This is a genomic window from Microbacterium sp. NPDC089189 (genome assembly GCF_040685095.1).
Taxonomy (GTDB): Bacteria; Actinomycetota; Actinomycetes; order Actinomycetales; family Microbacteriaceae; genus Microbacterium.
In genome coordinates this window covers 25,517-41,680 of the sequence record NZ_JBFBHG010000027.1, presented here as the reverse complement: position 1 = coordinate 41,680, position 16,164 = coordinate 25,517, and the positions used below count along the sequence as shown (strand labels likewise).

The 16,164-nt window shown below is 71.8% G+C and carries 15 protein-coding genes; 11 read left to right on the top strand and 4 right to left on the bottom strand.

The features are described 5' to 3' along the window. Positions 1 to 299: 299 nt before the first annotated feature. Both AB0N73_RS14090 and AB0N73_RS14085 read right to left on the bottom strand, forming a co-directional pair. Positions 300 to 1,619, bottom strand: a complete 1,320-nt coding sequence (locus AB0N73_RS14090; protein WP_363564535.1) for a solute carrier family 23 protein — start codon at positions 1,617 to 1,619, stop codon at positions 300 to 302. 95 nt (positions 1,620 to 1,714) lie between these two features. Then, complete coding sequence (locus tag AB0N73_RS14085) at positions 1,715 to 2,650, bottom strand: phosphoribosylaminoimidazolesuccinocarboxamide synthase (RefSeq protein ID WP_363564533.1); 936 nt, start codon at positions 2,648 to 2,650, stop codon at positions 1,715 to 1,717. 81 nt (positions 2,651 to 2,731) lie between these two features. On the opposite strand from AB0N73_RS14085, the gene AB0N73_RS14080 reads away from it, so the two are divergent. The 3 genes from AB0N73_RS14080 (at position 2,732) to AB0N73_RS14070 (ending at position 5,839) form a co-directional block, all read left to right on the top strand. Continuing rightward, positions 2,732 to 3,355 carry a PadR family transcriptional regulator gene (locus AB0N73_RS14080; protein ID WP_363564531.1) on the top strand — a complete coding sequence of 208 codons (624 nt, stop codon included), beginning with the start codon at positions 2,732 to 2,734 and terminating at the stop codon, positions 3,353 to 3,355. Beyond that, a complete protein-coding gene (locus AB0N73_RS14075) occupies positions 3,352 to 4,833 on the top strand; it encodes an MDR family MFS transporter (protein ID WP_363564529.1) in 1,482 nt (493 codons plus the stop codon). The genes AB0N73_RS14080 and AB0N73_RS14075 overlap by 4 nt, the downstream gene beginning before the upstream one ends. Positions 4,834 to 5,305: 472 nt before the next feature. Next, entirely contained in the window at positions 5,306 to 5,839 is a 534-nt protein-coding gene (locus AB0N73_RS14070) for a hypothetical protein (protein ID WP_363564527.1), read from the top strand. 46 nt (positions 5,840 to 5,885) lie between these two features. Here the strand turns inward: AB0N73_RS14070 and AB0N73_RS14065 are convergent, their stop codons facing one another. Next, positions 5,886 to 6,020, bottom strand: a complete 135-nt coding sequence (locus AB0N73_RS14065) for a hypothetical protein (RefSeq protein ID WP_363564525.1) — start codon at positions 6,018 to 6,020, stop codon at positions 5,886 to 5,888. A 130-nt stretch (positions 6,021 to 6,150) separates the two neighbouring features. Here AB0N73_RS14065 and AB0N73_RS14060 point away from each other — a divergent pair, with 130 nt between their 5' ends. Both AB0N73_RS14060 and AB0N73_RS14055 read left to right on the top strand, forming a co-directional pair. After that, a complete protein-coding gene (locus tag AB0N73_RS14060; protein ID WP_363564523.1) occupies positions 6,151 to 6,426 on the top strand; it encodes a helix-turn-helix transcriptional regulator in 276 nt (91 codons plus the stop codon). Positions 6,427 to 6,616: 190 nt separating this feature from the next. After that, positions 6,617 to 6,898, top strand: coding sequence for a hypothetical protein (locus tag AB0N73_RS14055; RefSeq protein ID WP_363564521.1), 282 nt, complete (start codon positions 6,617 to 6,619; stop codon positions 6,896 to 6,898). A gap of 69 nt (positions 6,899 to 6,967) precedes the next feature. Here the strand turns inward: AB0N73_RS14055 and purD are convergent, their stop codons facing one another. Continuing rightward, positions 6,968 to 8,254, bottom strand: coding sequence for a phosphoribosylamine--glycine ligase (purD, locus tag AB0N73_RS14050; protein ID WP_363564519.1), 1,287 nt, complete (start codon positions 8,252 to 8,254; stop codon positions 6,968 to 6,970). Positions 8,255 to 8,320: 66 nt separating this feature from the next. Between purD and AB0N73_RS14045 the strand changes: the two genes are divergently transcribed. From AB0N73_RS14045 to AB0N73_RS14020, 6 genes are all read left to right on the top strand, one after another. Further along, entirely contained in the window at positions 8,321 to 8,674 is a 354-nt protein-coding gene (locus AB0N73_RS14045; RefSeq protein WP_363564517.1) for a sterol carrier family protein, read from the top strand. A 117-nt stretch (positions 8,675 to 8,791) separates the two neighbouring features. Beyond that, positions 8,792 to 9,637, top strand: a complete 846-nt coding sequence (locus tag AB0N73_RS14040) for an HtaA domain-containing protein (protein ID WP_363564515.1) — start codon at positions 8,792 to 8,794, stop codon at positions 9,635 to 9,637. Beyond that, positions 9,634 to 10,734: an ABC transporter substrate-binding protein gene (locus tag AB0N73_RS14035; protein WP_363564513.1), complete on the top strand. Its 1,101-nt coding sequence runs from the start codon at positions 9,634 to 9,636 to the stop codon at positions 10,732 to 10,734. Before AB0N73_RS14040 ends, AB0N73_RS14035 begins: the two co-directional genes overlap by 4 nt. A gap of 38 nt (positions 10,735 to 10,772) precedes the next feature. Continuing rightward, entirely contained in the window at positions 10,773 to 11,810 is a 1,038-nt protein-coding gene (locus AB0N73_RS14030) for an iron ABC transporter permease (RefSeq protein ID WP_363564539.1), read from the top strand. Further along, positions 11,807 to 12,583 carry a heme ABC transporter ATP-binding protein gene (locus tag AB0N73_RS14025; RefSeq protein WP_363564511.1) on the top strand — a complete coding sequence of 259 codons (777 nt, stop codon included), beginning with the start codon at positions 11,807 to 11,809 and terminating at the stop codon, positions 12,581 to 12,583. The genes AB0N73_RS14030 and AB0N73_RS14025 overlap by 4 nt, the downstream gene beginning before the upstream one ends. A 131-nt stretch (positions 12,584 to 12,714) precedes the next feature. Beyond that, positions 12,715 to 16,077, top strand: coding sequence for an HtaA domain-containing protein (locus AB0N73_RS14020; RefSeq protein ID WP_363564509.1), 3,363 nt, complete (start codon positions 12,715 to 12,717; stop codon positions 16,075 to 16,077). Positions 16,078 to 16,164: the final 87 nt, after the last annotated feature.

Genomic DNA, 16,164 nt, shown 5'->3' with positions numbered 1-16,164 from the left:
TCGTCGCAAAAGCGGGGTCGCGCCGCGCGGCACCCCGCTTTTGCGACGAGTGAACAACGGGGAGCTGCCGGAGCTGCTGGAGCTACAGGAGCGACGGGGAGCCGCCGCACCCTGATCCGCTGGCGCGCCGTGCCGTGCCGCGCTGACGCGCTGACGCGCTGGCGTGCCCCATCCCCTGTTCATTCGTCGCAAAAGCGGGGTCGCGGCGCGCGGCACCCCGCTTTTGCGACGAGTGAACGAAGACGAGTGCACATACAGGAGCTACCGGATGCCGACGGCACCCGCCGCGGAGGGCGGGGTCAGTGCGGGTCGCCGCCGAGCGGGCCGACCGCCGGGATCGGGCCGCCGTCGTCGGCGCCGCTCTTGCGCCAGCGGGCGATCGCATTGCCGAGGTGGTAGATGATGAGCGCCGCACCGGTGGCGATGACGATCGCGCCCAGCTGGAAGTCGCCCCATCCCATCGCGAATCCGCCGACCGCGATCACGAGCGCGACGGCCGCGGTGTACTGGTTCACCGGGCGCGAGAAGTCGACGCGGTTGTCGACCCAGATCTTGATGCCGATGATGCCGATCAGGCCGTACAGCGCGGTCGTGACCCCGCCGAGCACGCCGGCGGGGATCGAGTTGATGATCTCGCCGATCTTGGGCGACATGCTGAGCAGGATCGCGACGATGCCGGCCACCCAGTAGGCCGCCGTCGAGTACACGCGGGTCGCGGCCATGACGCCGATGTTCTCGCCATAGGTCGTGGTGCCCGAGCCGCCGAAGAACCCGGCGACGGTGGTCGCGGCGCCGTCGGCGATGAGGGCGCGTCCGGTCGAGCGGTTCGCCGAGGCGTCGGTCATCGTGGCGACACCGCGGACGTGTCCGACGTTCTCGGCGACGAGCACGAGCACGACGGGCAGGAACATGGCGATCGCCGACCAGGTGCCGGGCGAGGTGAAGTCCGCGATGTGGAACTGGGGCAGGCCCACCCAGGCGGCGTCTGCGACCTTGCTGAAGTCGAGCTCACCCGCGATAGCCGCGGCGATGTAGCCGACGATCACGCCGAGGAAGATCGAGATGCGGCCGAGGAACCCGCGGAACAGCACGCTGAACAGGATGACGGAGGCCAGCGTGATGGTGGCGATCACGGGGGCCTGCTGGAAGTTGTTCCAGGCGGCGGGAGCCAGGTTGAAGCCGATCAGGGCCACGATCGCGCCCGCGACGACCGGGGGCATGAGCTTGTCGATCCAGCCCAGACCCGCGACCTGCACGACGACGCCGACCAGGGCCAGCAGGATGCCGACCGCGACGATCCCCGCGAGCGCCGACCCCATGCCGGCGGATGCGGTAGCCGCTGTCACCGGGGCGATGAAGGCGAACGACGAGCCCAGGTAGCTGGGCAGCTTGTTCTTGGTGACGACCAGGAAGAGCAGAGTGCCGATGCCCGAGAACAGCAGGGTCGTCGCCACCGGGAAGCCGGTGAGCGCGGGCACGAGGAACGTGGCGCCGAACATCGCGACGACGTGCTGGGCGCCGATGGCGATGGTGGCGGGCCAGCTCAGTCGCTCATCCGGTGCGACGACGGCGCCGGGAGCGACGGTGCGGCCGTCACCGTGCAGTTTCCAGATGGGCATGGGCGTGTCCTTTCGGGGGCGGGCGCGGGCCCGCCGGGTGGTGTCGTGCGCGTTCGGCGACCCCGCGGGGGAGCGAGGGCGTTGTCGTGCGCGGGTCAGGCGCGGGTGAGGCGCTCGAGGAGCTCGGCGTACCGGGCGGAGGTGCGGGTGACGATGTCGTCCGGTAGCGCGGGCGGCTCGCCCTCGCGCGGCGGCGCCCAGGCGTTCGCGAGCCAGTCGCGCACGATCTGCTTGTCGAAGCTCGCCATCCGCTCGGCGGGCGTCTCGCCCTGCCGCCAGGCATCCGCATCCCAGTACCGCGAGGAGTCGGGGGTGAGGACTTCGTCGGCGAGGGTGAGCACGCCGTCCGCGTCGAGCCCGAACTCGAACTTCGTGTCGGCGAGGATGAGGCCGTGCTCCTCGGCCGTCTTCGCGGCGCGGGTGTAGATCTCGAGCGACGCGGCGCGCAGACGCTCGGCGATGTCCGCGCCGACGAGCTCGACCGTGCGCTCGAACGAGATGTTCTCGTCGTGCGCGCCCATCGGCGCCTTGAACGCCGGGGTGAAGATCGGTTCCGGAAGACGATCGCCGTTGCGGAGGCCCTCGACCAACGGGATGCCGCACACGGTGCCGGTCTGCTGGTACTCGGCCCATCCGGAGCCGGTGAGGTATCCGCGCACGACGCACTCGATCGGCTGCATGTCGAGCGCGCGCACGAGCATGGCGCGGCCGGTCACGGCGGCCGGGATGAGGCTGTGCGGCTCGTCGTCGGCGCCGAGCACGTGGTCGGCGCCGAGGTGATTCGGGATGCGGGGGCCGCCGTCGCCGCCCGCGAGCCGATCGAACCACCACAGGCTGAGCGTCGTCAGCAGCACGCCCTTGTCGGGGATGCCGGGCTCGAGCACCTGATCGAAGGCGCTGACGCGGTCGCTGGCGACGACCAGCATCCGGTCGGCCGCGGCTCCGTCCGGCGTCGCGTCGGGGACGTAGAGGTCGCGGACCTTGCCGGAGTAGACGTGGCGCCAGCCGGGGAGCGATGCGGGTTCGGTCACGCGCCCATTATCCCGGGAACGCGCCGCATCCACCCGTCGACCGTATATAGTCCACATGGACTAATCGCGAGGAGGGTCGGAATGAGCGCCGCAGACCGACTCACCCCGCTGGGTGTGATGGTGCTGTCGATGCTGCGCGAGGACGCCATGCATCCGTACGAGATGATCCGGTTGATGCGCATCCGACGGGATGACCGCATCCTCAGCCTCACGAACGGCACGTTCTATCACACGGTCGCGCGGCTCGAACGGGCGGGCCTGATCGCCAGCACGGGGGTCGACCGCGACGGCAACCGTCCGGAGCGCACCACGTACGCGCTGACGCCGGCGGGATCGGGAGCCGCCACCGCCTGGGTGCGCCGTGAGCTCGTGCGCACCGGCAGGCCGACCGAGTTCCGCGTCGCCCTCGCCGAGGCCCACGACCTCGCCCGCGATGACGTGATCGCCCTCCTCGAACGGCGCCGAGCGCTCCTGGGGGCCGACGCCGCCGAGCGGTCGCAGGCGCTCGTCGACGCACGGGCGACGGGCGTGCCCGACCAGTACCTCGTCGAAGCCGACCGGGAGGCCGCGCTGGACGCCGCCGATCTCGCGTGGCTCGACGCCTTCCTCGGGCGCCTCCGCGACCCGGACACCCTCTGGGGTGAGCACGCCGGCGGCAAGACCTCCGCGCGCTACCTCGCACAACGAAAGGCCGCTCGCGAATGAGCACCCCCACCGTCACGCCCACCGGCGCCGCATCCGTCGTCCGCAGCCCCTGGCCCGCGCTCTGGGCGCTCGTCATCGGCTTCTTCATGATCCTGGTCGACACGACGATCGTCTCGGTCGCCAACCCGGCCATCAAGGCCGCGCTCGACCCCGAGACGAGCAACCTCGACAACGTCGTGTGGGTCACGAGCGCGTACCTGCTCGCGTACGCCGTGCCGCTGCTGATCACGGGCCGCCTCGGCGACCGCTTCGGCCCGAAGAACATCTACCTCATCGGGCTCGCGTTGTTCACGCTCGCCTCGCTCGGATGCGGCCTGTCGGGCGATCTCGGCACCCTCATCGCGATGCGCGCGGTGCAGGGCATCGGCGCGGCCCTGGTCACCCCGCAGACGATGGCCGTGATCACCCGCACCTTCCCGCCGAACAAGCGCGGGGCGGCGATGGGTCTCTGGGGCGCCACCGCCGGTGTGGCGATGCTCGTCGGGCCGCTCGCGGGCGGACTGCTCGTCGACGGGCTCGGCTGGGAGTGGATCTTCTTCATCAACATCCCCGTCGGCATCGTCGGTCTCGTGCTGGCCTGGATCCTCGTCCCGAAGCTCGAGACGCAGCGTCACCGTTTCGACATCGTCGGCGTCTTCCTCTCGGCGATCGCGCTGTTCCTCATCGTCTTCGGTCTGCAGGAGGGCGAGCACTACGACTGGGCACCCTGGGTCTGGGTCATGATCGCGGGCGGCCTGGTGGTGCTCGGCGTGTTCATCTGGACGCAGACCCGCACCAAGAGCGAGCCGCTCGTGCCGCTCGAGCTCTTCCGCGACCGCAACTTCTCGGCCGCCAACCTGGGCATCGCGGCGGTCGGCTTCGCCGTGACCTCCATGTCGCTGCCGTTCATGTTCTTCCTGCAGCTCGCCCGCGGCCTGACCCCCACCGAGGCCGCGCTGCTCCTCATCCCGATGGCGGTGCTCTCGGGCGTGCTCGCGCCCTTCGCGGGACGCCTGCTCGACCGCGTCGATCCCCGCGTCATCCTCGTTCCCGGACTTCTGCTCGTCGGCGGATCGCTCGCGTGGAACGCGCTGCTGATGCAGGACACCTCCCTCCCGATCTGGTGGTTCCTGCTCCCGTCGGCGCTGCAGGGCATCGGCAACGCGGGGATGTGGGGGCCGCTCGCGACGACCGCGACCCGCGGCCTGCCGCCGCGGCAGGCGGGTGCCGGCGCGGGCATCTACAACACGACCCGCACGGTGGGTTCCGTCATCGGTTCCGCGGCGATCGCGGCGTTCATGCAGTCGCGGCTCGAGGCGAACCTGCCCGGCGCCGGTGATGCCGCCGAGAGCTTCGGTTCGGGAACCCTGCCGCCCGCCGTGGTGGATGGGTTCGCCCAGGCGATGTCGCAGGCCATCCTGCTCCCCGCCGCCGTGGTGGTCGTCGGTCTCGTCGCCGTCCTGTTCATGCGTCGCCCCCCGCAGCTCACCCGCCCCTGACCCCGCCCCTGTTCACTCGTCGCATAAGCGGGGTGCGCCGCGCTGCGCACCCCGCTTTCGCGACGAGTGAACAGGGGGCGGCGGCGCCTCGCTCCTTCGTGGGGTGACCCTCGCTCCTTCGGGGGGTGACCCTCGCCCCCTCCGTGCGGGTAGCCCGGGCCCCGCGCATCCCCCCTTGCCCGCTCGTCGCAAAATCGGGGTGCCGGCGCGCGGAACCCTGCTTATGCGACGAGTGAACAGGGGGGAGACGTGCGCCCCGGTGTGCAGGCCCCTTGCCCCCTGTTCCGCCCCCTGCGCCCCCTGCTCAGTCGTCGCAAATGCGTGGTGGTGGTGCGGCGCACCCTGCTTATGCGACGAGTGAGCAGGGGGGAGGGGGAGACAGGGCGCGGCGCGCGGGGGCGCACGGTAGACGGGGATGGGGCGGGGTTCAAGAGGGGGCGGGGTGCGGCGGGGCGATGCCTAGCGTGGACGGATGTCTCCTCAGCGAACGTTCGCCCGTTGTTCCGCAGGTGTCGCCGGCGTGACTCTCGCCGTGCTCGCCCTCGCCGCGTGCACGCCGGCGTCCGAGACACCATCGGATGCGGAGCCGACCTCTTCCGCGGGCGCATCGCCCTCGGCCAGTGCGGAGCACACGCCCGACCCGTCGGCATCCGCCGCCCTCGACTGGCCCGACACCGAGCGCCTCGACCAGGTGGGCTCGGTCGTCATCGACCCGAAGGACGGGGTGTTCTCGTCGTCGTCGGTCCTTGGTCCGGCCACCGTCGAGCCGAATCGCACGATCAGCATCACGGGTGAATGCGTCGGCACCCGGATGAAGTACGAGCTGCGCTCATCGACGGCGGGCGAGGAGCAGCGCGTGCTCTTCGCCGGCGTCGTGGACTGCGACGACGGGTCGACTGGCGCGGACTACGGCGGCCTGGCCTATAGCGGGCCCGTGCAGCTCGCGGTGGTCGAGGCGACCGGCGTCGACTACGGATGGCTGCAGGCGATCCAAGAGCGCGGCTGAGGCTCGCCCGACACGGAACGCTCGAGCCCAGGGTCCTCGGGTGAGGTCAGGGTCCTCGCGTGAGCGCGACGCCGATCACGGCGATCGCCGTCGCCCAGGGAACGAGCAGGACGGCGAAGAGCAGGGCGACCATGGCGTGGTCGGCGGCGGTTCTCGTGGCGGCACCTGGCCGTCTCGTCATCTGGTGTCGCACGTCGACTCCCCGGGTCTGCGCATGTAAACATGAGCATGTCAGAGTGCTCCGTCGGCGACAAGGGGTATCGAATGTTTACATGTGCATGCGAACGTGAAGAATGTCCGATGCTGGAGGGATGTCCGAGCCCCTCACTCCGTGGGATGCCTTTGCGCGTCAGCTCGGACTCAACCTCCGCAGCGCCAGAGCGGCACGGGGGATCAGCCAGGAGCGCGCGGCGCACGCGGCGGGGATCTCGGCGTTCACGTACCGCAAGCTCGAACGCGGCGAGTCGAACCCCGGGACGCCCGCCAATCCCCGGCTGCGTACTCTCGTGTCCTTGGCGGAAGTTCTCGGCGTCTCCGTGGAGAGCCTCCTGCCGGCGACGCCGGAGGGTGTCGCCGACGGTCGGTGACCTCGTCGAGTCCCGGCGCGGCGATGTCCGTGGTTCGTGCGCGAATGTCCTCGTGCCCACTCGATGAAGACGGAGTGATGGCGTGCAAGAGAATCGTCCGCGTTGGCAGGTCCATGCGTGTCCGGAGTGGTGCGACGGCGGTCACCGGGACGACGACCACCTCGATGATCGGATACACGCCCGGATCGGCGTGACCAGCCCGATCACGACCGTGTCGGAGGCAGGCCCCGTCGTCGCCGACCTCGAGGTCGCCGTCTGGCGGCGCGACGGCGAAGCGCAGACCTGGCTCTCCGTCGGGTTCGGCAGCGGGCGCGAGTTCGACATCGCCGTTCCGGACGTCGACCGGATGCTGGCGAGCATCCTCGACGTGCTCGATGCGCGAGGAGGGGACGGCGATACGCCGGTCGTCGATGTGGCGACCCTGCTCGCGTTCGTCTCATCTCCGCGCGTCATCTCGGGCCGAGCCGAGTGAGTGCCCGCGGTGGGCTCTCGCGAAGCGACGACCGCGACGGCGAAGCGACAGCGCCGGCCGCCGCCCCGTTCAGTCGGCGACGCGCGCGGCGATGTCGGTGCGGAACTGCGCACCCTCGAGGCGGATCGCCGACAGAGCGCCGTAGGCGCGGTCGCGCGCCTCGCCGAAACCCTCGCCGGTGCCGACGACGTTGAGCACCCGTCCGCCGGTGGCGACCAACGCGTCGCCGTCGCGGGCGGTGGCGGCGTGCGCCAGGTGCACGCCGGGCACCGTGGCGGCCGCATCCAGGCCCGTGATCGGTCGTCCGGTGACAGGGCCGGCGGGATAGCCCTCGCTCGCGAGCACGACGGTGACGGCCGCGAGGTCGGCGAACTCCGGTCGCGGCTGGTCCTCGAGCGTGCCGGATGCCGCCGCCAGCAGCAGTTCGGACAGCGGCGTCACGAGCCGGGGCAGCACGACCTGGGTCTCGGGGTCGCCGAACCGGGCGTTGAACTCGATGACCTTGACGCCCTGCTCGGTGAGGATGAGCCCGGCGTACAGCAATCCGATGAAGGGGGTGCCCTCGGCGTCCAGCTGCCGGATGACGGGCTCGGCCACGGTCTCGGACACGAGGTCGACGAAAGCGGCTTCGCTGCCGAAGCGCTCGGCGAGCCAGGGCAGCGGCGAGTACGCGCCCATGCCGCCGGTGTTGGGACCGCCGTCGCCGTCTTCGAGACGCTTGTAGTCCTGCGCGGGGCTGAGGGGGCGCACGGTGTCGCCGTCGCTCAGGAAGAAGAGCGACACCTCTTCGCCCGCGAGGAACTCCTCGATGAGCACGGCGCCGGAGGGCAGGTAGGTCTCGGCGTGGGCCAGCGCGGCCTCGCGGTCCTCGGTCACGATCACGCCCTTGCCGGCGGCCAGACCGTCGGCCTTGACGACGTGCGGCGATCCCAGGTCGTCGAGCGCGGCGGCGACCTCGTCGCGGGTGCGGGCGCGCACGGCCCGCCCGGTGGGAACCCCCGCCGCTTCCATGACGCGCTTCGCGAAGGTCTTGGAGCCTTCGAGCTGGGCGGCGGCCCGGCCGGGGCCGAAGACGGGGATCCCGCGCTCGCGGAGCGCGTCGGCCACGCCGGCGACGAGGGGGGCTTCGGGGCCGATCACGACCAGATCGACGGCGTGTTCGTTGGCGAAGATCGTGACCGCTGCCGGGTCCTCGGCGTTCAGCACCGCGCCGTCGGGGCCATGCGCGATGGCCACCTCATCGGCGATCCCGGCGTTGCCCGGGGCGGCGAGGACCTCATGAGCGGATGATTCCGCGCGCAGGGCCAGGATGATGGCGTGCTCGCGCGCGCCGGAACCGAGGACGAGGATCTTCACGCGCCCAGCCTATCCAGCGCGTCCCGCCCAGACCCGGGCGGGCGCCTCCGCGCGTACCGTGGACGCATGCCCCGCATCAGCACCGACGACGGCCGCGCCGCGCTCGCCGCGGTGCGCGCCGCCGAGAAGCCCGCGCGCGCCTCGCTCGCCACAGCAGTCCGCTACCTGCTGCAGCTGCTGGCCGAGAAGGCGCCGGGTCACACCGTGGAGGTGCGGGTGCCGCCCTTCGGCGCCGTGCAGGTGATCGAGGGTCCGCGGCACACGCGCGGCACGCCGCCGAACGTGTTCGAGACCGACCCGCGCACGTGGATCGCCCTCGCGACGGGCGCCGAGACATGGGCGGATGCGGATGCCGCCGGCCGGATCTCGGCGTCGGGCACGCGGTCGGACATCTCCGACCTCCTGCCGCTGCGGCCCTGACCGCACCGCCGCGGGAGATCTCACGGCCGGGTGGCGCGCGCGAGCGGAGCGGATAAGGTAGGTAAGGGTTTCCTAACCCTCACCCAGCACCCGATCTCGATCATCCGGCGGTTTCCCATGCGCAGACGACTCGCTCCGCTCGCCCTCGTGGCCCTCTCCGCCGCCATCGTCGGCGGCGCCGTCGCACCGGCGCACGCGGCCGCGCCGGCAGCGACGAGCAGCGCCGCCGGATGCACCGTGGCCGGCGGCCAGCTCACGTGGGGATTCAAGGAGTCGTTCCGCTCGTACATCTCGGGCACGATCGCCAAGGGCGCGTGGGAGCCGATCGACGGCGCCTCCTACACGACGCCCGAGTTCTCGTGGCCGGCGCAGTCCGGCAGCATCGACCCCGAGACCGGCACGGGCACGATCTCGTTCGGCGGCGGCATCCGCTTCACCGGGCACAACGGTCTGCTCGACACGACGGTCGCCAACCCGACCCTCGAGGTCACCGGCCCGACGTCCGCGCAGCTGCGGCTCGACGTGACGGGTCTGTCGATGGACGACGCCCTCGCCGGCAACACCGAGAACGTCCACACCGCGACGCAGGTGGCCTTCGTCGACCTCGACCTGGCGAGCGTTCCCGCGGTGCTCGGCGACGCGTCGTTCACCGGGACGGGCGTCCCGACCGCCGTCACCGCCGACGGCTACGCCGCCTTCGGCAGCTACGAGGCGGGCAGCGCCTTCGACCCCCTCACGTTCGACGTGCAGCTCGACTGCGCGGTGCCCGAGCCCACACCGACACCGGTCGAGACCACGGCGGACATCGAGACCACCGCCGCCGAGACGACCGACGAGGCCGCGGACCCGACCTGGCTCTGGTGGGTCGGCGGCGGTGTGCTCGCCGCGGGTGCCGCCGCGGGTGTGATCGCGTTGGTGCGGCGGGGTGCTCGTCGCGGGGCGGATCGCGGAGACCGGCCGTGAGGCGACGCGCCGCGGTCGCGGCACTCGCCGCCGCGTCGCTCCTTCTCCTCGCGGGATGCGCCGGACCGACGGCCGAGGCCGTGACCACCTCGGCGCCGGTCGACACGACTCCGCTCGCCGAACTCGACGTCCTCGCCGACCCGGCGTCCTACGAGGGCCCCTCCACGGCGATCCTGCCGGATGCGGCGATCGAGCCCGTCGAGACCGATCCGGCCCAGTCGCTGCCCGCGACGACGACCTCCTACGACCTGGGCGGCGAGACCGAGGTCACCGTCGACGACACGTCGCGCGTCGTCGCGATGGATCTCTCGGGCTCGCTCGCCGCGACCGTCTGGGGTCTCGGGTTCGGCGACACCCTGGTCGGCCGTGACGTGTCGACGACCTTCCCGGGCACCGAGGACCTGCCGCTCGTGACGTCCGGGGGGCACACGGTCAGCTCCGAGGCGGTCATCGCGCTGAAGCCCACCCTCGTGCTGACCGACGGCACCATCGGCCCGCGCGACGTCGTCGAACAGCTGCGCGACGTCGGCATCCAGGTCGTCTTCGTCACGAACGAGCCGTCGTTCGAGGGTGCGGCAGATCTCGCGCACCAGGTGGCGGCGGCCTACGGGGCTCCGGCCGCCGGTGATGCCCTCGCCGACCGCATCCAGACGCAGGTCGCCGAGAAGATCGCCGAGATCGCGGCCATCGCGCCCGCCGCCGAAGGCGACCGCCTACGCATGGTGTTCCTGTACCTGCGCGGTTCGGCGGGCGTCTACTACCTGTTCGGCGAGGAGTCCGGCGCCGACCGGATCATCGAGGCGCTCGGGGGAGTGGATGTGGCGGGCGAGCTGGGCTGGGACGGCATGAAGCCGCTCACCGACGAAGCCATGGTCGCCGCCGACCCCGACCTCATCCTCGTCATGACCGGCGGCCTCGAGTCCGTCGACGGGATCGACGGACTGCTCGACGCGAAGCCGGCGATCGCCATCACCGCCGCGGGTCAGCATCGCCGCTTCGTCGACATGGAGGACGGTCAGATCCTCTCGTTCGGCCCGCGCTCGGCGCTCGTGCTCGACGCGCTCGCCCGCGCGGTGTACGCGCCTCCGGCCTCGTGACCGCCGCAGGCACCGCCGCCGCCGCCGCTGTCGCGCGGGTGACCACGCGACGCCGCGTCGTCGTCTACGCGGTCACCGCCGTCCTGCTCGCGGCGGGTGTGCTGCTGTCGGCCGGGGTGGGGCAGCTCCCCATCGGTCCGGCCGAGGTGATCGGATCGGTGCTGCGCGCGATCGGCATCGGCAACCCGTGGGCTCCGACCGAGCCGCTCATCGAGCAGACGCTCTGGCAGATCCGGTTCCCCCGCGTCGTGATGTCGCTGCTCGTGGGCGCGCTGCTGGCCGTCGCAGGCGCGATCATGCAGTCGATCTTCGGCAACCCGCTCGCCGAACCGGGGGTCGTCGGGGTCTCGTCGGGCGCCGCGGTGGGAGCCGCCGCATCCATCACCTTCGGCCTCGCGCTCTTCGGCGGGTGGACGACCGCCGTCTTCGCGTTCGCGGGAGGGCTCGCCGCGACCCTCGTGGTCTACGCGACCGCCCGGGCGCAGGGCCGCACCGAGTCGGTCACGCTGATCCTCACCGGCATCGCCGTGAACGCCTTCGCCGGGGCCGCGCTGGCGATCTTCATGTTCGCGGGCGACACCGCCTCCCGCGAACAGATCGTGTTCTGGCAGCTCGGGTCGATGAACGGGTCGCGCTGGAACGAGGTGCTCATCGTCGTGGTCGTCGGTGTGCTCGCCACCGCCGTCTCGATCGCCTGCGCCCGCCAGTACGACCTGCTGGCGCTGGGGGAGCGCACCGCGTCCCACCTGGGCGTGCGGGTCGAGGTGCTGCGCATCGCGTCGATCGTCGTCGTCGCGCTGCTCACCGGTGTCGCCGTGGCGTTCGTCGGGATCATCTCGTTCGTCGGCCTCGTGGTGCCGCACCTGGTGCGGATGGTGCTGGGCCCGGCCAACCGCCCCCTCATGATCGCGTCGTTGCTGGGCGGTGCCACGTTGCTGGTCTACGCCGATCTTCTCGCGCGCACCCTCATCCCCTCGGCCGATCTGCCGATCGGCATCCTCACCTCGCTCATCGGCGGGCCGTTCTTCTACTGGCTGATCCGTCGCACCCGGCGCCGGAGCGGGGGCTGGGGATGACGGGCCTCGCCTATCGGCTGGATGCGGTGGGGCTCCGCATCGATGACGCGGTGATCCTCGACGACGTCTCGTTCGACATCGCGTACGGGCGTGTGCTGGCCCTCGTCGGGCCCAACGGCGCCGGCAAGTCGAGCCTGCTCGGCATCCTGTCGGGCGATGTGGCGGCCTCCCGCGGCAGCGTCCTGCTCGACGGTCAGCCGCTCGCGGGCTTCCGCCCGAAGCAGCTGTCGCGGCGGCGCGCGGTGCTGCTGCAGTCCAACCACGTGGCGTTCGGCTTCACCGCGCACGAGGTCGTGGAGATGGGATGCGCGCCGTGGGCGGGCTCCGACACCGAGGAGGATGCGGCCGTCATCGCGCGATCGATGGAACGTGCGGACGTCACGCACCTCGCCTCCCGGGTGTACTCGTCGCTCTCGGGCGGCGAGAAGGCCCGTGTGTCGCTGGCGCGCGTGCTGGCGCAGAGCACACCGATCGTCATGCTCGATGAGCCCACCGCGGCGCTGGACCTCCGCCACCAGGAGGACGTGCTGCGCATCGCGCGCGAGCTCGCCGCCGACGGCAGTGCGGTCATCGTCGTGCTGCACGACCTCTCGCTCGCCGCGGCCTACGCCGACGAGGTCGCGATGATCGCCGGCGGGCGGTTGGAGGCGATCGGCGACGCCGCCGACGTGCTCACCGCCGAGCGCATCGAGGCGGTGTACGGCACGCCCGTCCGCGTCATCGCCGACCCGGACACGGGTCGTCCCGTGGTGCTTCCGCGGCGCTCGCGGTAACAATTCGCATACGGGGCTCCCAGGTTCAGGGTTGGTAAGGCTAGGCTAAGTCCATTGAGGCTTTGGGTTGCCTCACCTACCTCGCGCCTCGGCGCGCACCCGCATCCGCTCTGCCAGCAAGGAGTAGACCCGTGCAGAAAACCAAGAGAGTGCCGCTCTGGCGAGCGCTCGCGAGCGTGCTCACCGTCGCGCTCGTCGCGTCGGGAGCCGCCCTCGGCGTCGCCGTTCCCGCCTCCGCCGCCGACGGCCCCACGATCTCGGTCACCACGGCGCCGCGCGCCGGCGGCGACGTGACGATCACGGGCTCCGGCTTCAGCACCGTCGAGCCGGGCCTCTACGTGGGCGTGCGTCCCACCGGCGGCTCCGCCGACAGCTACACCGTGTGGGTGTCGCCCTCGCAGACGGTCGGCACGCTGCCGGGCCTCGGCGCGACCGCCCCGATGAACCTCGACGGCTCGTTCAGCGTCTCGGCGCCCGTCGCCGCGTTCGCCGAGGGCACGTCCTACTCGATCGTGACCCGCAAGGCTCACGGCGTGCAGGATCCCTCGCAGGTCACCACGACCGCGATCGCCTACGAGGCGGCTCCGGCGACGGCGACCTCCACGTCGCTCACCGTCTCGCCCCAGACGACCTCGGTCGAGGGCTCGACCGTCACCCTGACGGCGACGGTCTCCCCGGCGGATGCCGCGGGTTCCGTGTCGTTCTCCGACGGTTCCGTCTCGCTCGGCTCGAACCCCGTCGCGGGCGGAACGGCCAGCGTGCAGGTCTCGACGCTCACCGCGGGTGCGCACCAGCTCTCGGCCACGTTCGTCCCGGCCGACTCCGCCGTCTTCGCGGGATCCACCGCGACCGCGGTGGCGCACCAGGTCACCCCCGTCCCCACGCAGCCGGTCTTCACCCCCGCGCTGTCGGTCTTCCTCTCCGACGGCGTCACTCCGTACACCGGCCAGCCGGTCTACACCGGTGACCAGCTCGTCGTGAAGGGCTCCGGCTACGACCCGGCCGCCAACATCGGCGGACGCGGCGTCCCCATCCCCAACACGCTCCCGCAGGGCACGTACGTCGTCTTCGGCTCGTTCCTCGAGAACTGGAAGCCGTCGGCCGGCGCTGTCGGCGCGGCGCGCAAGATCGTCTCCCAGAAGTGGGCGCTCGCCGCTGCCGTGCTCGACCAGGTGCCGACCAACTTCCAGGGCACGATCCGCTCGCAGTGGGCCGAGATCGCCACGGACGGAACCTTCACCACGACGCTCGACGTCAAGGATGCCGCCTCGGCGCTCTCCGGCGGCTCGTGGGGCGTCTACACCTATGGTGCCGGCGGCGTGAACAACGCCGCGCAGGAGAAGTCCGTCGCCGTCGACTACCGGGGCGAGCGCCCCGCCGCCCCGCAGCCGGCCCTCACCGTCACCCCGTCGTCCGGCCTCGACGCCGACGGCGCCACGGTGACCGTGACCGGAACCAACTTCGACGCATCCGCCAAGGCCCTCTACGGCCCCGGCGCGGGTGTCAACGCCGCGGGCTTCTACGCCCAGATCGGCTGGATCGACTCCACGTGGCGTCCGTCCGAGGGTGCCGTCGCGGGCAACCGCTCGAACGCCTACTCGGTGTGGGTGCAGGACGTGCAGACCGCCGCCCCCTACCTGCAGTGGACCGCGAACGCGGACGGCACGGCCGACTTCACCTGGACCGTGACGATCGACAAGGCCACCCTCGACGCCAAGGCGCGCGAGGGCGCGACCCTCGCCGCGTTCACGACCGGTGCGGGCGGCGTCGTCCAGGCCGTCAACGAGCTCGCGCAGCCGCTCACCTTCGCCGACGCCCCCGTCGTGAAGACGCTCTCCGCCGTGGCGACGAGCATCCCCAACGAGAAGGTCTCGGTCGCCGTGACGGGTGACGGCTACGCCGACATCCCGCTGCTGCCGGGCCAGGCTCAGCGCTCTCTCTACCTCGCGCTGATCCCCGCGGGCACCGACCTGGCCGCCATCGGCCAGAGCGGATCGCTGCCGAACATCGCGGTGTCGCCGGATGCCGACGGCGCGATCGAGGGCACGCTCGAGCAGCTCGCCTCGGGCCTCGACCGCACCAAGGAGTACGAGGTCATCGCCTGGCCGTCGCGCTCGAACCCCACCGAGAGCAACCTGTACGCCCGCACGCCGGTCTCGATCGACTGGGCGACGCTGTTCCCGGCGGCTCCCGAGCCGGCGAAGGACCCGAAGATCACGGTCACGCCCAGCACGGACCTCGACCCGGCCGTCGGCCACCAGCTGACCGTCTCGGGCACCGGGTACGTCGGTCCGAGCGCGGCGAACGGCGCCTACGTCGTCTTCGGCGAGAAGGCGCACTGGAGCGGATCGGGAGCCCTGCCCTCCGACGGCTGGGTCTCGCTCGCCTGGGTGATGCCGTCGCAGATCGTCGACGGCGCGTTCACCGTGACCATCGATGTGCCCGCCGGCACGCTCGACCCGTCGGTCGCGTACCACGTCGGCACCTCGGCGGCCCACGGTCTGTCGATCACCGACCGTTCGCTCGACGCCTTCGCCGACGTGACCGTCGCCCAGCCGACCGCGCCCTACGTGGCGTTCCCGTCGAGCTCGACCGTCCAGCAGGGTCAGACCCTCGCCATCACCGGCGGCGGCTTCGCCGAGGGTGACCTGGTGACGGCCATCGCCCGGTCGGAGCCCGTGACGATCGGCACCGCCACGGCCAACGCCGCCGGCATCGTGTCGTTCACCTGGGCGGTGCCCGCTGCGTTCGAGGTCGGTGCGCACACGCTCGAGCTCAGCGTCGGCGGCGTGGTGCTCGCCTCGGGCGGGTTCACCGTCGAGGCGGCGACCGTCGTCCCGACCCCCGAGGCGCCCGCGCAGGCATCCTGTGTCGCGCAGTCGGTCTCGGGAGCCAGCATCCAGTGGGGTGTCAAGGAATCCTTCCGCTCCTACGTCACCGGTCCGATCGCCAACGGCGCGATCTCGGGTGGATGGGGCGCCGGATCCGGTGCCTACAGCGCCGAGAACGACCGCGGCCGCGTGAGCTACACCGGCGCGATCCACTACACCGGTCACAGCGGTGCGCTGGATCTCACCCTGTCGAACCCGCGCATCCAGGTCACGAGCGCCTCCTCGGCGTCGCTCATCCTGAACGTGCAGTCGAAGGGCTTCAACGGCGCTCCGGACGTCAACGCCTCGGGTGTGGTCTTCGCCACCCTGTCGCTGCCGACGGCCAGCGAGACGGGCAGCCGCATCAGCTGGAACGGCGCGAGCGCCACCCTCACCGCTGCCGGAGCGGACGCCTTCGCGGGCTTCTACTCGGCGGGTGCGGCGCTCGACCCGGTGTCGTTCTCGTTCCCGCTCGGCGCTGAGGTGCCGTGCGACGCGAGCACCGACAACGCCCTCGCCGCCACCGGCGCGGACGCTCCGGTCGACGCCCTGTGGCTCGGACTCGGCGTGATGGCGTTCGGCGCCGTCCTGCTGGTCGCGGTCCGCCGCCGCGCGGAGGTCTGAACCGCCCTTCCCCGCCCCGGCTCCGGCCGGGCGTGACACCGCAGCACCGGTCCCCCTCGGGGCCGGTGCTGCGGTGTTTTGGCGGGA

Bases quoted from the DNA above. Each gene is read 5' to 3' on its own strand.
- AB0N73_RS14025 (WP_363564511.1), top strand. From the start codon at position 11,807: ATGACGGGCCTCGCCTATCGGCTGGATGCGGTGGGGCTCCGCATCGAT.
- AB0N73_RS14060 (WP_363564523.1), top strand. From the start codon at position 6,151: ATGTCCGAGCCCCTCACTCCGTGGGATGCCTTTGCGCGTCAGCTCGGA.
- AB0N73_RS14090 (WP_363564535.1), bottom strand. From the start codon at position 1,619: ATGCCCATCTGGAAACTGCACGGTGACGGCCGCACCGTCGCTCCCGGC.
- AB0N73_RS14070 (WP_363564527.1), top strand. From the start codon at position 5,306: ATGTCTCCTCAGCGAACGTTCGCCCGTTGTTCCGCAGGTGTCGCCGGC.
- AB0N73_RS14065 (WP_363564525.1), bottom strand. From the start codon at position 6,020: ATGACGAGACGGCCAGGTGCCGCCACGAGAACCGCCGCCGACCACGCC.
- AB0N73_RS14045 (WP_363564517.1), top strand. From the start codon at position 8,321: ATGCCCCGCATCAGCACCGACGACGGCCGCGCCGCGCTCGCCGCGGTG.
- AB0N73_RS14040 (WP_363564515.1), top strand. From the start codon at position 8,792: ATGCGCAGACGACTCGCTCCGCTCGCCCTCGTGGCCCTCTCCGCCGCC.
- AB0N73_RS14080 (WP_363564531.1), top strand. From the start codon at position 2,732: ATGAGCGCCGCAGACCGACTCACCCCGCTGGGTGTGATGGTGCTGTCG.
- AB0N73_RS14075 (WP_363564529.1), top strand. From the start codon at position 3,352: ATGAGCACCCCCACCGTCACGCCCACCGGCGCCGCATCCGTCGTCCGC.